This is a genomic window from Duganella alba (genome assembly GCF_009674495.1).
Taxonomy (GTDB): domain Bacteria; phylum Pseudomonadota; class Gammaproteobacteria; order Burkholderiales; family Burkholderiaceae_D; genus Rugamonas; species Rugamonas alba.
This window is the reverse complement of sequence record NZ_WKJN01000003.1, coordinates 73,834-88,310: the sequence shown is the minus strand read 5'-3', so window position 1 is coordinate 88,310 and position 14,477 is coordinate 73,834. Positions and strand designations below refer to the sequence as shown.

Genomic DNA, 14,477 nt, shown 5'->3' with positions numbered 1-14,477 from the left:
CGCTGTAGAATATGGCCTTCTTCGGAAGGCCATTTCTTTTATCGGACACCATCATGCATACAGGCGTTATCTACGCATTGGCTGCCGCCATCCTGTTCGGCGCCAGCACTCCGTTTGCCAAGGTGCTGGTGGGGCAGATGCCCCCGGTGGCGCTGGCGGGCTTGCTGTATCTCGGCAGCGGGATCGGCCTGGCGATCTGGTATGCGGTGCGCGCGGTGTCGCGTCGCGATGCACAGGACAAGCCATCGACGCTGACGGCGCGCGATCTGCCATGGTTCGCCGCGGCCGTCGCCGCAGGCGGCGTGGCGGGGCCGGTGCTGCTGATGCTGGGATTGCACAGCGTCTCCGCTTCCAGCGCTTCGCTGCTGCTGAACATCGAGGGCGTGCTGACCGCGCTGCTGGCGTGGTTCGTCTTCAAGGAAAATTTCGACCGCCGCATCTTCGTCGGCATGCTGCTGATTATCGCGGCGGGCGTGCTGCTGTCGTGGGATCACACGGCGACTGACGGCGGACCTTGGGGCGTGGTCGCCATCATCGGCGCCTGCCTGTGCTGGGGCATCGACAACAACCTGACGCGCAAGGTGTCGGCCAGCGATCCCTTGCAGATCGCCTGCATCAAAGGTCTGGCCGCAGGTTCCGTCAATCTGGCGATCGGACTGGCGCTGGGCGGCGAGCTGCCGGAAGCGCGCACCGTGCTGCTGGCCGGCGTGGTGGGCTTTTGCGGCTATGGTTTGAGCCTGGTGCTGTTCGTGCTGGCGCTGCGCCATCTGGGCACGGCGCGCACCGGCGCCTACTTTTCGATGGCGCCTTTCGCCGGCGCCGCGTTGTCGCTGCTGATGCTGGGCGAGGCGCCGGACCTGGTGTTCTGGATCGCCGCCGCACTGATGGCGGGAGGCATCTGGCTGCACCTGACCGAGTCGCACGCCCACGAGCATGAACACGAGCCGATGGCGCACGCGCACATGCATGCCCATGACGCGCACCACCAGCACACGCATGATTTCGACTGGGACGGCACCGAGCCGCATGCGCATCCGCACCAGCATGCGCGGCTGCGGCACAGCCACGCGCACTATCCGGACATTCATCACCGCCACGAACACTAGGCGATCTGCATAATCCGCAGCAGGTTGGTGGTGCCCGGCGTGCCGAAAGGGATGCCAGCCGAGATGACGATGGTGTCGCCCACGCGCGCCACGGCCTCGCGCTGCACGGTGCTACAGGCCCATTCGCTCATCTCCATCACGTCCACCACTTCGTTGCACAGCACCGGATACACGCCCCAGCACAGCGCCAGCCTGCGCGCGATGGCTGCATGCGGCGTCATGCCAACGATGGACGCGCCGGGCCGTTCGCGCGCCATGCGCAGCGCGGAGTAGCCGGAGCTGGTGTAGGCCACCACGGCGGCCACCGGCATTGCCGCCGCCACGCTGCGCACAGCCACTCCGATGCCGTCCGACGCCAGCGCCGCACCTTCGTTGCTGACGCCCGCCGCCACCGTTTCGCGATAGTGCGGATCGGCTTCCGTTTGCACGATGATGGAATCCATGATGCGCACCGCATCCAGCGGATACTGGCCGGAGGCCGATTCGGCCGACAGCATCACCGCATCGGCGCCGTCATAGATGGCGGTGGCGACGTCGGACGCCTCGGCGCGCGTGGGCACCGGCGCGCCGACCATCGATTCCAGCATCTGCGTGGCGACGATGACCGGCTTGCCGGCCTTGCGGCAGGCGCGCACGATGCGCTTCTGGATCGCCGGCACCTGCTCCGGCGGCATTTCGACACCCAGGTCGCCGCGCGCCACCATCACCGCGTCGCTGGCGGCGACGATGGCTTCCAGGCTGTGGATGGCGGCCGGCTTTTCCAGCTTGGCGACGATGCCCGCGCGGCCGTTGACGATGCGCTTGATTTCCTCGATATCCTCGGCGCGCTGCACGAAGGACAGCGCGATCCAGTCCACGCCCAGGTTCAAGCCGTAGTCCAGATCGGCGTGGTCCTTCTGGGTCATGGCGGACATGGGCAGCACCACGCCCGGCACGTTGACGCCTTTGCGGTCCGAGACACGGCCGCCGATGATGACGCGCGTTTCGGCATGTTCCGGGCCGAAGGACTCCACCCGCAGGCGCACGCGCCCGTCATCGATCAGCAGGTCGGTGCCGACCTCCAGCGCGGCGTAGATTTCCGGATGCGGCAGCGGCGCGCGGCGCTGGTCGCCCAGCAGTTCGTGGTCCATGTCGACGCGGAAGGCGTCGCCGGCTTGCAGCGTGACCGGGCCGTCGGCAAACGCGCCGAGGCGCAGCTTGGGACCTTGCAGGTCGAGCAGCACGCCGATGGGGCGGCCGCTGTCACGCTCGATAGATCGGATGATGTCGAGCCGCTGTTTGTGGTCGGCGTGGCTGCCGTGGCTGAAGTTGAGGCGGAAGACGTCGGCGCCGGCCTTGAACAGGGCTTCGATGGTGGCGCGGTCGCTGCTGGCCGGGCCGAGCGTGGCGACGATTTTGGCGTGGCGGTTGCGGTGCATGGTTAATCCTCGCTGCGCGCGATTAGCAGCGCGCGGAAGTCGTTGACATTGGTGAGCGTGGGGCCGGTGACGATGCTGTCGCCCAGCGCCTGGAAGAAGCCGTGGCCGTCGTTGTTATCCAGGCTGTCGGCTGGACGCAGGCCGGCGGCGAAGGCGCGCGCCAGCGTGTCCGGCGTGATGCAGGCGCCGGCGATTTCTTCCAGGCCGTCCACGCCGTCGGTGTCGCCGGCCAGCCCGTAGACGTTGGCTTCGCCGCGCAGGGCGATGGCGCAAGACAGCAGGAATTCGACATTGCGTCCGCCGCGTCCCGTGCCGCGCACGGTGACGGTGGTTTCGCCGCCGGAAAGCAGCACGCACGGCGCGCGGAACGGCTGGCCGCGCCGCGCCGCTTGCAGCGCGATGCCGGCCATGACTTTGCCGACGTCGCGCGCTTCGCCTTCGATGCTGTCGCCGAGGATGTGGGCGGTGAGGCCGTGTTCCGCAGCGACGCGGGCGGCGGCTTCCAGCGCCATCTGCGGCGTAGCGATGATGCGGATTTCATTGCCGGCCAGTTGCGGATCACCGGGCTTGATCGACTCGCCACGGCCGCTGCGCAGGACTTCGAGCACGCGCTCCGGCAGGTCGATGGCGTAGCGCCGGATGATGGCGAGGGCGTCTTCGCAGGTGCTGGCGTCGGCTACCGTCGGGCCGGAGGCGATGTCGCGCGGGTCGTCGCCGGGGACGTCGGAGATCAGCAGCGTGACGACTTTGGCCGGATGGCAGGCCGCTGCCAACCGGCCGCCCTTGATGGCTGACAGGTGGCGGCGCACGCAGTTCATTTCGCTGATGCTGGCGCCGGACTGCAGCAGCGCGTGGTTGACCTGTTGCTTGTCTTCCAGCGTGATGCCTTCCAGCGGCAATGGCAGCAGCGAGGAGCCGCCGCCCGAGATCAGGCACAGCACCGTGTCGTCGGCAGTGAGGCCTTGGACGCGGTCGAGGATGCGGCGGGCGGCCTGCAGGCCTGCCGCGTCGGGGACCGGATGCGCTGCTTCGACGATTTCGATGCGCTCGCACGGGACCGCGTAGCCGTAGCGCGTGACCACCAGGCCAGTGAGCGGGCCTTGCCAGCTGCGCTCCACGGCGCGCGCCATTTCAGCGGACGCCTTGCCGGCGCCGATGACGACCAGGCGGCCTTTCGGTGCGGCCGGCAGGGCGGGCGGTACGCACAACGCCGGCTGCGCGGCGGCGATGGCGGCGTCGAACATCCGGCGCAGCAGCAGGCGCGCCGCGTTGTCGTTCAGCGTGTTCATGCTGTGACCTTGTGAACTTCAGCGGGGCCGGCGGCAATCGAGGCGATGACCGGCGCGTTGGCCGCAGGCGCTGCGACTGGCCGCTCCGGCGCATCCTCAACCTCGTACAGCGAACGCAATTCCTCTTCCGTCGATTCGCCATTCAGCACGCGGTGCATGCGCTCCTGATCCACTGCGCCGACCCACTTGGCAATCGCCATGGTGGCCACCGCGTTGCCGATGGTGTTGGTGATGGCGCGCGCCTCCGACATGAAGCGGTCCACGCCAAGCAGCAGCACCATGCCCGCCACCGGGATCTTGCCCATCGACGCCAGCGTGGCCGCCAGCGTGATGAAGCCGGAGCCGGTGACGCCGGCCGAACCCTTGGACGTCACCATCAGCACACCCAGCACCACGAATTGATCCATCATCGTCAGCGGTGTGTTGGTGGCCTGCGCGATGAAGATCGCCGCCATGGTGTAGTAGATGCACTGCCCATCCGGATTGAAGGTCACGCCGGCCGGAATCACCAGGCCGACGACCGGCTTGGACACGCCCAGGTGTTCCAGCTTGCGCATCATCTGCGGCACCACGGATTCCGATGAACTGGTGCCCAGTACCGTGAAGATCTCGTCCTTGATATAGCGAAGGAACTTCCACAGGCTGAAGCCCGATACCTTGGCCACGACGCCCAGCACGCCGAACACAAAGGCGATGCAGGTGATGTACATGCTGCCCATCAGCTGGCCCAGCGACAGCAGCGAGCCGAGGCCGTATTTTCCGACCGTGAAAGCGATCGCGCCAAACGCCGCCAACGGTGCCACGCGCATGATCATGCCGACCACCATGAACATGCTGTTGCTGAACGCTTCCAGAAAATCCACCACCGGCTTGGCGCGCCGGCCCATGTGCGACAGGGCGATGCCGAACAAGGTGGCGAACACCAGGATCTGCAGGATGTCATTCTTGGCTAGCGCGTCGATCACGCTGGTGGGTATCATGTGCAGCAGGAAGTCGATGAAGCCGTCCGTGTGTGCAGCGGCTGCGGTGTAGCTGGCGATGCTGTGCGTATCGAGCGTGGCGGCATCGACGTTCATGCCGGCGCCGGGCTTGACCACGTTCACCACCAGCAGGCCAAGCGCCAGGGCAAAGGTGGACATCACTTCAAAGTAGATCAGTGCGCGCACGCCGACGCGGCCCAGTTCCTTCATGCTTTCCATCTTGGCGATGCCCAGCACCACCATGGCGAAGATCACCGGTGCGAACACCATCTTGATCAGTTTAATGAACGCGTCGCCCAACGGCTTGAAGTCCGCGCCGAGCGAGGGATAGAAATAGCCGAGCAGGCCGCCGGCGATGACGCCGACCAGCACCTGCACGTATAGCTTGCCAAAGAATCGCTTATACATGATGTCTCCTTTATGTGTTCCCCAAGGCGTGCCTCCCCGGCTCTTGATGGCCGGTGGAGGCGGGCGTTTGATCAAGCGGCTTTACGCTCCTTGTCGGCGGCCAGGTAGGCGCAGACGGCGTTGGTGACTTCGACGGTGGTGGCCTTGCCGCCCAGATCACCGGTGTGCAGCGACGGCGTGGCGGTGACGGATTCGATGGCCTGCATCACGCGCTGCGCCGCTTCGTGCTCGCCCAGGTGCTCCAGCAGCATCACCACGGACCAGAAGGTGCCGACCGGATTGGCCAGACCCTTGCCCATGATGTCGAAGGCGGAACCGTGGATCGGTTCGAACATCGACGGATAGCGGCGCTCCGGATCGATGTTGCCGGTCGGCGCGATGCCCAGGCTGCCCGCCAACGCGGCGGCGAGGTCGCTCAGGATGTCGGCGTGCAGGTTGGTGGCGACGATGGTGTCCAGCGTGGCCGGCTTGTTGACCATGCGCGCGGTGGCGGCGTCCACCAGTTCCTTGTCCCACTTCACGTCCGGGAAATCGCGCGAGACTTCCAGCGCGATCTCGTCCCACATCACCATCGCGTGGCGCTGGGCGTTGGACTTGGTGATCACGGTCAGCAGCTTGCGTGGACGCGATTGCGCCAGCTTGAAGGCGTAGCGCAGGATACGCTCGACGCCGACGCGGGTCATCATCGAGACATCGGTGGCGGCTTCGATCGGGTGGCCCTGGTGCACGCGGCCGCCGACGCCGGAGTATTCGCCTTCCGAGTTTTCGCGGACGATGACCCAGTTCAGGTCTTCCGGCTTGCAGCGTTTCAGCGGGCCGTCGATGCCGGGCAGGATGCGGGTCGGGCGCACGTTGGCGTACTGGTCGAAGCCCTGGCAGATCTTCAGGCGCAGGCCCCACAGCGTGATGTGGTCCGCGATATCCGGATCGCCGGCGGAGCCGAACAGGATGGCGTCCTTGTTGCGCAGCGCGTCCAGGCCGTTCTTCGGCATCATTTCGCCGTGCTTGCGGTAGTAGTCGCCGCCCCAGTCGAAGTCTTCGAAGGTGAACTGGAAGGTGCTGCTGGCGGCGGCCAGGGCGGCCAGCACCTGCTGGCCGGCGGGCACGACTTCCTTGCCGATGCCGTCGCCTGGAATGGTTGCGATGTGGTAGGTCTTCATTGCTGTCTCCTTAAAAGTGAATGGATGCACTTTAAGGAATGGACGGCGCGCGTTAAGGTGGCTAAACTCAATCCATTATCAACCCTGGACTCCACAATCGATGAGCAGCGGTTTTCAACCAGCGGAGCTGAGTTTTATCGTCGCGCTGTCCAATGCGGGCAGCTTGAGCGGGGCGGCGCGCGAATTGGGCATCACCACGTCGGCGGTCAGCAAGCGGCTGGCGTTCATCGAGTCGCGTGTCGGCGTGCCGCTGGTGAACCGCACCACGCGCCGCATGAGCCTCACGCCGGAGGGCGAGGTGCTGCTGGAGCACGCACGCCGCATCCTCGGCGAGATCGCCGATCTCGATCAACTGCTGACCACTTCCAAGGGCGTGCCGAAAGGACAGTTGCGCGTGAACGCCACGCTGGGTTTCGGCCGGCTGCACATCGCGCCGGCGATCTCGCAGTACGTGCTGCAGTATCCGCAGGTGGATGTGCAGTTGCAGCTCTCGGTCGATCCGCCGCCGCTGACGGACGACCAGTTCGACGTCTGCATCCGCTTCGGCGCGCCGGCCGACACGCGCGTGATTGCGCGGCGGCTGGCGGCCAACCGGCGCTTGCTGTGCGCCTCGCCCAAGTATCTGGAAAAGCATGGCGAGCCGAAATCGCCGTCCGAGCTGGCGCGGCACAACTGCATCTGCATCCGCCAGGGCGACGAGGCGTATGGTGTGTGGCGGTTGTTTACGGGACGCGAAGGGGACCGCACCGGCGATGCGGTGCGCGTGCGCGGCAACCTGACCACCAACGATGGCGAGATCGCCGTCAACTGGGCGCTGGATGGCCACGGCATCCTGATGCGGGCCGAGTGGGATATCGAGCGTTATCTGCAAAGCGGGCGGCTGGCGCCGGTGCTGGCCAACTACCGGACGCCGGACGCGGATATCTATGCGGTGTATCCGCAGCGGCACCAGCTTTCCGCGCGCATCCGTACTTTTGTCGATTTTCTGTCCGAAAGCTTCAAACGCTTCAAATAAGCGTTTCAAATAAAACACACCTTGGCAAGTTTTTTGCTTTGTAAAAATACCAATGTGGTAAATATAAGCATATGCCCAATTTTGGGGCGCCAAGGAGAAGATCGGACATGGATATTCGACGCAAACTCATCGCATCCGCCGTACTGGCGGCTTTCAGTGCCCCGGTTTGGGCGCAGCAGCAGTCGGACGAAATCGAAGTCGTGAAAGTGACCGCGCAAAAGCGCAAGGAAGATCCGGCCAAGGTGGCGATGAGTATCACCGCCGTCACCGGTGCCCAGCTGCAGGCGGAGCATGTGCGCGACATCACCGACCTGACGCGCGTGGTGCCGAATATCTCCTTCACCGCCGCCAGCGGCAATGGCGGCGCTGGGCCGGGCACCTCCAACGTCGAAATCCGCGGCATCAGCTCGACGGCGGGGGCGGCCACGGTGGGCATCTACCTTGGCGACACGCCGGTCACCGTGGGCAACGTCTACACCATGGGGAATATCGAGCCGCGCTTCTTCGACATCGACCGGGTGGAAGTGCTGCGCGGTCCGCAGGCCACCTTGTACGGCGCCAGTTCGATGGGCGGCACCATCAAGTTCGTGCCGAACGAGCCGGATCTGAAGGAGCGCGAATTCACCACCTACACCGAGGCGTCCAACACCAAGGGCGGCAGCGCGAACTATGCGGCCAACGTGGTCGCCAACCTGCCGCTGATTCCCGACGAACTGGCGCTGCGCATCGGCGTGCAGGCGCAGCACACGGGCGGCTTTATCAATCAGGTGGATGGTGACGGCGGCGTCATCGCCAACAACATCAACAAGATCAACGACCAGGAAGTGCGCGCCTCGCTCAAGTGGCGGCCAACGCGCGCGCTGACGGTGACGCCGTCGGTCTACTACCAGCGTATCGACGCCAAGGATATCGCGGCATTCAATCTGGATCTGCCCTTGTACCAGGCGCAGAAGCAGGTGCGCGAACCGTCAATCGACAAGCTGCTGGCGCCCAGCGTGACCGTCAACTGGGACCTGGGCGCGTTTGATCTGACCTCGGCCACCAGCTACTTCGAGCGCAAGTTCGACCGCACGCAGAACGGTTCGGCCTACAACAGCTATTCGCTGTCGACCTTCCTGACGTCGACGGCGGATGGCGGCAAGGCGCCGCCGGAGCTGATCGAGGCGATCGCCGGCTTGCCGTCGGCGGTGTACCTGAATAACCAGGTGCGGCAGGTATCGCAGGAGTTCCGCCTGGCTTCGCGTCCGTATGACGAGAAGGTGTCGCCGTGGACCTGGCTGGCGGGGACGTACTTCTCGCGCCAGCACACCAACATCATCGAGAACGATCCCATCTTCGGCGTCACCGACACCTTCAAGCAGTTCGGCTTCGATATCGCCGATCCGGATCTGCTGCCGGATGCGCGTCCCGGCCAGTTCCCGAACGATAACTCGTTTGCCGGCGCCTTCCACTACCGCGAGAAACAGGCGTCGATCTTCGGCGAGCTGAATTACTACTTCACGCCGACCGTGCACGCCACTGTCGGCGCGCGCTACCTGAAGGCAAATACCACGCTGGAACAGCGCAACGGCAACTACCTGGCCGGCGCCGGCAACAACAGCGGCGCCGAGACGGATTCGAAAGCCTTCACGCCGAAGTATGCGCTGACGTGGGAAGTCAATCCGACCAACACCGTCTACACCAGCGTGGCCAAGGGCTTCCGCCTGGGCGGCGCCAACATCTACGTGCCGCCGACCACCTGCGGTCCGGACCTGGAAGCGAACGGCATCACGGCGGGGCCGCCGTCGTATTCGCCGGACAGCTTGTGGAGCTATGAGGTGGGCAGCAAATCGCGCTTCCTCAACAACCGCGTGACGTTGAACGCGGACGTGTTCTACGTGAAGTGGAAGAACATCCAGCAGGGCGTGTATCTGCCGACCTGCGCCTACACCTACAACGCCAACGCGGGCGACGCTACCACCAAGGGCTTCGAGTTCGACATCAAGGCCAAGCCGCTGCCTGGTTTGACGCTGAGCGCATCGGGCGGTTACGTGAAGGCGGAACTGTCGAACGATGTGGGCAGCCAGAATGGCGTGGTGGGCGCGGTGGCCGGCGCGCAGATTCAGGGTGTGCCGAAATATAACGCGGCGATCAACGCCACCTACAACTTCTCGGCGTGGGAGCGGCCGGCGTTTGTGATGGCGGGCATGCAGTGGGTCGGCTCTAGCACCGGATCGCTGGACCCGGAACAGACCGACCATGAGCGTCCGGCGTATCACAGCACGGACTTCAGTGGCGGCATGACCTTCGGCAGCTATGCGTTCACCGTGTTTGTGAAGAACGCGTTCGACACCGACACCATCATCCAGCACCCGCAGGTGGCGTCGATTGTGCAGGGCTACCGGCTGGCGCCGCGCAGCATCGGCGTGAGTCTGGCGACGAAGTTTTAAGCGATAATGCTGCCTTTGATATTCAGCACAAAGGCAGCATCATGAGCGTCACCATCTACCACAACAACGCCTGCGGGACGTCGCGCAAAACGCTGGAAGCGATCCGCGCGAGCGGCGTGGAGCCGGAGATCATCGACTACATCAAGAACCCGCCAACCCGCGCGGCGCTGCAGAAGATGATCGCCAAGGCCGGCCTGACCGTGCGTCAGGCCATGCGTAACAAGGGTGACCTGTACGTGGAACTGGGCCTGGCCGACACCGCGCTGTCGGACGACGCCTTGCTGGACGCGATGATGGCCCATCCCATCCTGATCGAACGCCCGTTCGTGGTGACGGCCAAAGGCGTGCGCCTGTGCCGTCCGTCCGAGCTGGTGCAGGAAATTCTGTAATCCGGGGGGGGGGGGGCAGTTCTGCCATTGGTACATGAGCTCGTGTGCGATTGGCAGAACTGACTCTGGTTTCTACAGGATGTAGGCGGCGATTTCTTCGATTGTCTCGGCCAGCGGGCGCTGGTTGCGGCGCAGGTGGAGGCCGATGTGGTCGACACCGGCTGCCTGCATCGCTTGCAGTTCGGCGATCAGGCCGTTGCGGCCGGTCGAGGCGCCGAAGCGGTGGCGGCGCAGCGGGGCGTCGGGATCGGCCAGCAGGTCGAGGTGGATGAAGCTGACGTAGGGCTTGTCGCCGGCCACTTCGCGCCACAGGGCCACGCGGCGCGCGTGGTCTTCCGGCGTGCCGGGATAGGCCAGCCAGCCGTCCATATTGGCGCCGGCCCATTGCGGCGTCTGCTGCGCCAGGCCGGCGACCAGCAGCGGGATAGGCTGCTGCACGCGTGGCAGCAGCTGGATGCCGGGCGGCCAGGCGGGATCGTGGCCGGCGCGCAGTTTGGCGACCTGGTCGCGGAATGCGGCGCCGCGCGTGTCGAAGTCGCGGCCGAAGATCGGGTATTCGACGGGACGGTCGCCGCTGGCGGTGCCGAGCAGCAGGCGGCCGTTGCTCAGTTGCTGGACGGTGGCGGCGGACTTCATGGTCAGCACCGGTTCGCGCAACGGCAGCACCACGGCGGCGGTGCCGAGCAGGATGTTTTTGGTGACGCCGGCCAGGTAGCCGAGGTAGCTGAAGGTTTCGAAGACCTGGGCGGCGTCGCCGAACGATGGATCGTACAGCGGCACATCGCGCACCCACAGCGCGCGGAAGCCGAGCTGGTCGGCCAGCACCGCCAGTTCGGCGTGGTGCTGCAGGTCCGGTTCGCCGGGCAGGCGGCCGGCTTCGCGGCGGGCGCGGTCGCCGGCAGGGGACCAGTCGTTATCCAGCGGCAGTTCGAGGCCGATCGAGAAGCCGCCTTGCGTCAGTTTGTCCAGCATGATTGTTCCTTGCGATATCAGAAGGCCTCAGTCTAGGCTTCTGATGGGCAAAGAAAAATCGGTGCGGGAACAAATGATTGTTGCGGTGGCCGCAATGACAAATCCGGGGTCAGGTCCCCCATTTCTACACGAGCTCAACCCTATGCGCGCATAGGGTTGAGCTCGTGTAGAAATGGGGGACCTGACCCCGGATTTACGGTTAGTGGTTGCGGTGGACCGAGAAGTGCGCCAGTTGCAGCAGCGATTCCTTGTAGACGCTGTCCGGCAGGCCGGCGATCGCTTCGGAGGCGCGCTTGGCGGCGATGACCGCCTGCTCGCGCGTGAAGTCCAGCGCGCCGCTGGTGGTGATGGCGGCCAGGATGGTGTCGAAGTGCTGCTCGTCGCCCTGTTCGATGCACGAACGTACCAGCTCGCGCTGCTCCGGCGTGCCGTTTTCCATCAGGTAGATCAGCGGCAGCGTCGGCTTGCCTTCGCGCAGGTCGTCGCCGACGTTCTTGCCGATTTCGGCGGCGTCGCCGGCGTAATCCAGCACGTCGTCGATCAGCTGGAAGGCGGTGCCCAGCGAGCGGCCGTATTCGCCGGCGGCGGCGATCTGCTCGTCATTGGCGCCAGCCACCAGCGCGCCCAGCTCGGCGGCCGCTTCAAACAGCTTGGCGGTCTTGGAGCGGATCACTTGCAGGTAGCGTTCCTGGGTCACGTCCGGATCGTGCATGTTCAGCAGTTGCTGTACTTCGCCTTCGGCGATGACGTTGGTGGCATCCGACAGGATCTGCATCACGCGCATATTGTTCAGGCCGACCATCATCTGGAACGAGCGCGAATACAGGAAGTCGCCCACCAGCACCGAGGCGGCGTTGCCGAACAGGGCGTTGGCGGTGGCGCGGCCGCGGCGCAGCGACGATTCGTCGACCACGTCGTCGTGCAGCAGCGTGGCGGTGTGGATGAACTCCACCACCGCCGCCAGCTCGTGGTGCGCCGTGCCCTGGTAGGACCAGGCGTTGGCCACCAGCAGCACCAGGACCGGGCGGATGCGTTTCCCACCGGCGCTGATGATGTATTCAGCAATCTGATTGACGAGGGAGACCTCGGAATGCAGGCTTTTACGGATCACCAGGTTGACCGCGTCCATATCGGCGGCAATGGTTTGGGTGATGGTGTTTTGGGTGGCGTTTTGGGTAGCGGCAGACAAGGCGAACCTGTGCAGTTAGACTAATGGTGGCGAGATTATACGTCATGCCCCCGTCCACAGGGGCGTCAGCCCTGCGTTTGGCGCAATTACATTGCTGTAATGTTAAGCGGCGCCCCGGTAAAATTGTTTGACATACCACGCCATCCACCATTTGTGAATAGTTTTTGACGCAAATTTGGTTCCTGTGTATAATCTGCGGTTCTCCGGTTTCCCCGGGGATTTTTCTAAACATTTGAGAGGTTTCAAATCATGTACGCGGTCATAAAAACCGGTGGCAAACAGTATAAAGTTGTCGCTGGCGAAAAACTTAAAGTAGAACAGATACCGGCAGACATTGGTTCCGAAATCACCATTGACCAAGTCCTCGCCGTTGGCGCGGGCGACAGCATCAAGTTCGGTGCTCCGCTGGTTGAAGGTGCGAAGGTTCTGGTTACTGTTGTTTCCCACGGCCGTCACGAAAAAGTGACGATCTTCAAGATGCGTCGTCGTAAGCACTACCAGAAGCATCAGGGTCACCGTCAGAACTACACCGAAATCCAAGTTGTTTCGATCAACGCCTAATCGCGTATCGACACTTTTTAGTATCCAAGGAGCTTTAGCATGGCACACAAAAAAGGCGGCGGCACAACGCGAAATGGTCGTGACTCAGAATCAAAACGTCTGGGCGTTAAAGTCTACGGCGGCCAAACCATCAATGCAGGCGGCATCATCATTCGTCAACGCGGCACCCCAGTGCGCGCCGGCGAAGGTGTAGGCACCGGCAAAGATCACACCCTGTTCGCCCTGGTGGACGGCGTGGTGAAGTTTGTTGTTAAGGGCGCAGGCTCGAAACAGTACGTCACCGTAGTAGCAGCAGCGTAAATTACGCTCACGGCCCGCGCGCATGTCGTGACGGGCTGTTTTGTAAGGCGCAAGCCTTCAATCGAAAGGCTCTGCCCCCCGGTAGAGCCTTTTAGTTTTATGGCGGTACATCATGAAGTTTATCGACGAAGCAAAAATTGAAGTAATCGGTGGTGACGGCGGCAATGGCTGCTCGTCGTTTTGCCGTGAAAAATTCCGCCCGTTTGGCGGCCCTGACGGCGGCGACGGCGGCAAGGGTGGCTCGATCTGGGCCGTAGCGGACCGTAACATCAATACCTTGGTCGATTTCCGCTTCTCCAAAGTGCACCGCGCCGGCAACGGCGAACCGGGCCGTGGCGCCGACTGCTATGGCCGTGGCGCCGATGACATGTTCCTGCGCATGCCGCTGGGCACCCTGATCATCGATGACGTCAGTGGCGAGATCCTGGCCGACCTGAGCGAGCACGGTCAGCAGGAGCTGCTGGCCAAAGGCGGCGAGGGCGGCTGGGGCAACATCCACTTCAAGACCTCGACCAACCGCGCGCCGCGTCAAAAGACGCCGGGCAAGGAAGGCGAAATCCGCACGCTGCGCCTGGAACTGAAGGTGCTGGCGGACGTCGGTCTGCTGGGCATGCCGAACGCCGGCAAGTCGACCTTCATCACCGCCGTGTCGAACGCGCGGCCGAAGATCGCCGACTATCCGTTCACCACCTTGCACCCGAACCTGGGCGTGGTCCGCGTGTCGCACGAGAAGAGCTTTGTGATCGCCGACATTCCCGGCCTGATCGAAGGCGCCGCCGAAGGTGCGGGCCTGGGTCACCAGTTCCTGCGTCACCTGTCGCGTACCGGCCTGCTGCTGCACATCGTCGACCTGGCGCCGTTCGAGGCGAGCGTCGATCCGGTCAAGGAAGCCAAGGCGCTGGTCAACGAGCTGAAGAAGTACGACGAAGAACTGGTCGACAAGCCGCGCTGGCTGGTGCTGAACAAGCTGGACATGGTGCCGGAAGAAGAGCGCGCCAAGAAGGTCAAGGACTTCATCAAGAAGTTCGGCTTCAAGGGGCCGGTGTTCGAGATCTCCGCGCTGAGCCACGACGGCACGCAGGAGCTGGTCAACGCCATCCAGAAGCACCTGGAAGAAACGCGCCACACCGAGCAGCGCTCGGAGGAAACGCAGATGACCGAAGAGGCGCGCGGCATTTCGTCGATCGATCCGGACGATCCGCGCTTCAAAATCCTCGACTAATCGCCCGCATCACCGGCATAATCAGTTATCAGCTGGTTA

General features: G+C 64.0%; 13 protein-coding genes. 7 read left to right on the top strand and 6 right to left on the bottom strand.

Features of this window, described 5'->3' with window-relative positions:
• Positions 1–53 precede the first annotated feature (53 nt).
• A complete protein-coding gene (locus GJ695_RS03685; protein ID WP_154362260.1) occupies positions 54–1,106 on the top strand; it encodes a DMT family transporter in 1,053 nt (350 codons plus the stop codon).
• Here the strand turns inward: GJ695_RS03685 and pyk are convergent.
• The 4 genes from pyk to GJ695_RS03665 all read right to left on the bottom strand — a co-directional run bounded on the left by pyk (position 1,103) and on the right by GJ695_RS03665 (position 6,361).
• Complete coding sequence (gene pyk, locus GJ695_RS03680) at positions 1,103–2,524, bottom strand: pyruvate kinase (protein WP_154362259.1); 1,422 nt, start codon at positions 2,522–2,524, stop codon at positions 1,103–1,105. The two genes, GJ695_RS03685 and pyk, sit on opposite strands and share 4 nt — an antisense overlap.
• 2 nt (positions 2,525–2,526) lie before the next feature.
• Positions 2,527–3,813 carry a glycerate kinase type-2 family protein gene (locus GJ695_RS03675; RefSeq protein ID WP_154362258.1) on the bottom strand — a complete coding sequence of 429 codons (1,287 nt, stop codon included), beginning with the start codon at positions 3,811–3,813 and terminating at the stop codon, positions 2,527–2,529.
• Positions 3,810–5,201, bottom strand: a complete 1,392-nt coding sequence (locus tag GJ695_RS03670; RefSeq protein WP_154362257.1) for a dicarboxylate/amino acid:cation symporter — start codon at positions 5,199–5,201, stop codon at positions 3,810–3,812. Before GJ695_RS03670 ends, GJ695_RS03675 begins: the two co-directional genes overlap by 4 nt.
• A 71-nt stretch (positions 5,202–5,272) precedes the next feature.
• Entirely contained in the window at positions 5,273–6,361 is a 1,089-nt protein-coding gene (locus GJ695_RS03665; RefSeq protein WP_154362256.1) for a tartrate dehydrogenase, read from the bottom strand.
• 100 nt (positions 6,362–6,461) lie between these two features.
• Between GJ695_RS03665 and GJ695_RS03660 the strand changes: the two genes are divergently transcribed.
• From GJ695_RS03660 to arsC, 3 genes are all read left to right on the top strand, one after another.
• Positions 6,462–7,376, top strand: coding sequence for a LysR family transcriptional regulator (locus GJ695_RS03660; protein WP_154362255.1), 915 nt, complete (start codon positions 6,462–6,464; stop codon positions 7,374–7,376).
• A 107-nt stretch (positions 7,377–7,483) separates the two neighbouring features.
• On the top strand, positions 7,484–9,805 hold the full coding sequence (locus GJ695_RS03655) for a TonB-dependent receptor (protein WP_154362254.1): 2,322 nt from the start codon (positions 7,484–7,486) through the stop codon (positions 9,803–9,805).
• A 41-nt stretch (positions 9,806–9,846) separates the two neighbouring features.
• Positions 9,847–10,194: an arsenate reductase (glutaredoxin) gene (gene arsC / locus GJ695_RS03650; RefSeq protein WP_154362253.1), complete on the top strand. Its 348-nt coding sequence runs from the start codon at positions 9,847–9,849 to the stop codon at positions 10,192–10,194.
• 72 nt (positions 10,195–10,266) lie between these two features.
• On the opposite strand, the gene GJ695_RS03645 is transcribed toward arsC, so the two are convergent.
• Together GJ695_RS03645 and ispB are read right to left on the bottom strand one after the other, a co-directional pair.
• Complete coding sequence (locus GJ695_RS03645) at positions 10,267–11,166, bottom strand: TIGR03571 family LLM class oxidoreductase (RefSeq protein ID WP_154362252.1); 900 nt, start codon at positions 11,164–11,166, stop codon at positions 10,267–10,269.
• Positions 11,167–11,365: 199 nt separating this feature from the next.
• On the bottom strand, positions 11,366–12,355 hold the full coding sequence (gene ispB / locus GJ695_RS03640) for an octaprenyl diphosphate synthase (RefSeq protein WP_154362251.1): 990 nt from the start codon (positions 12,353–12,355) through the stop codon (positions 11,366–11,368).
• A gap of 249 nt (positions 12,356–12,604) precedes the next feature.
• On the opposite strand from ispB, the gene rplU reads away from it, so the two are divergent.
• The 3 genes from rplU (at position 12,605) to obgE (ending at position 14,438) form a co-directional block, all read left to right on the top strand.
• Positions 12,605–12,916: a 50S ribosomal protein L21 gene (gene rplU / locus GJ695_RS03635; RefSeq protein ID WP_154362250.1), complete on the top strand. Its 312-nt coding sequence runs from the start codon at positions 12,605–12,607 to the stop codon at positions 12,914–12,916.
• Positions 12,917–12,955: 39 nt separating this feature from the next.
• Positions 12,956–13,216 (top strand): 50S ribosomal protein L27, encoded by a 261-nt coding sequence (rpmA, locus tag GJ695_RS03630; protein WP_019921557.1) that lies wholly within the window; start codon positions 12,956–12,958, stop codon positions 13,214–13,216.
• A 112-nt stretch (positions 13,217–13,328) separates the two neighbouring features.
• On the top strand, positions 13,329–14,438 hold the full coding sequence (gene obgE / locus GJ695_RS03625; protein WP_154362249.1) for a GTPase ObgE: 1,110 nt from the start codon (positions 13,329–13,331) through the stop codon (positions 14,436–14,438).
• Positions 14,439–14,477 lie beyond the last annotated feature (39 nt).

Excerpts from the sequence above, each read along its gene's own strand:
- GJ695_RS03685 (WP_154362260.1), top strand. The coding sequence starts at position 54 with ATGCATACAGGCGTTATCTACGCATTGGCTGCCGCCATCCTGTTCGGC.
- pyk (WP_154362259.1), bottom strand. The coding sequence starts at position 2,524 with ATGCACCGCAACCGCCACGCCAAAATCGTCGCCACGCTCGGCCCGGCC.
- GJ695_RS03675 (WP_154362258.1), bottom strand. The coding sequence starts at position 3,813 with ATGAACACGCTGAACGACAACGCGGCGCGCCTGCTGCTGCGCCGGATG.
- GJ695_RS03670 (WP_154362257.1), bottom strand. The coding sequence starts at position 5,201 with ATGTATAAGCGATTCTTTGGCAAGCTATACGTGCAGGTGCTGGTCGGC.
- GJ695_RS03665 (WP_154362256.1), bottom strand. The coding sequence starts at position 6,361 with ATGAAGACCTACCACATCGCAACCATTCCAGGCGACGGCATCGGCAAG.
- GJ695_RS03660 (WP_154362255.1), top strand. The coding sequence starts at position 6,462 with ATGAGCAGCGGTTTTCAACCAGCGGAGCTGAGTTTTATCGTCGCGCTG.
- GJ695_RS03655 (WP_154362254.1), top strand. The coding sequence starts at position 7,484 with ATGGATATTCGACGCAAACTCATCGCATCCGCCGTACTGGCGGCTTTC.
- arsC (WP_154362253.1), top strand. The coding sequence starts at position 9,847 with ATGAGCGTCACCATCTACCACAACAACGCCTGCGGGACGTCGCGCAAA.
- GJ695_RS03645 (WP_154362252.1), bottom strand. The coding sequence starts at position 11,166 with ATGCTGGACAAACTGACGCAAGGCGGCTTCTCGATCGGCCTCGAACTG.
- rplU (WP_154362250.1), top strand. The coding sequence starts at position 12,605 with ATGTACGCGGTCATAAAAACCGGTGGCAAACAGTATAAAGTTGTCGCT.
- rpmA (WP_019921557.1), top strand. The coding sequence starts at position 12,956 with ATGGCACACAAAAAAGGCGGCGGCACAACGCGAAATGGTCGTGACTCA.
- obgE (WP_154362249.1), top strand. The coding sequence starts at position 13,329 with ATGAAGTTTATCGACGAAGCAAAAATTGAAGTAATCGGTGGTGACGGC.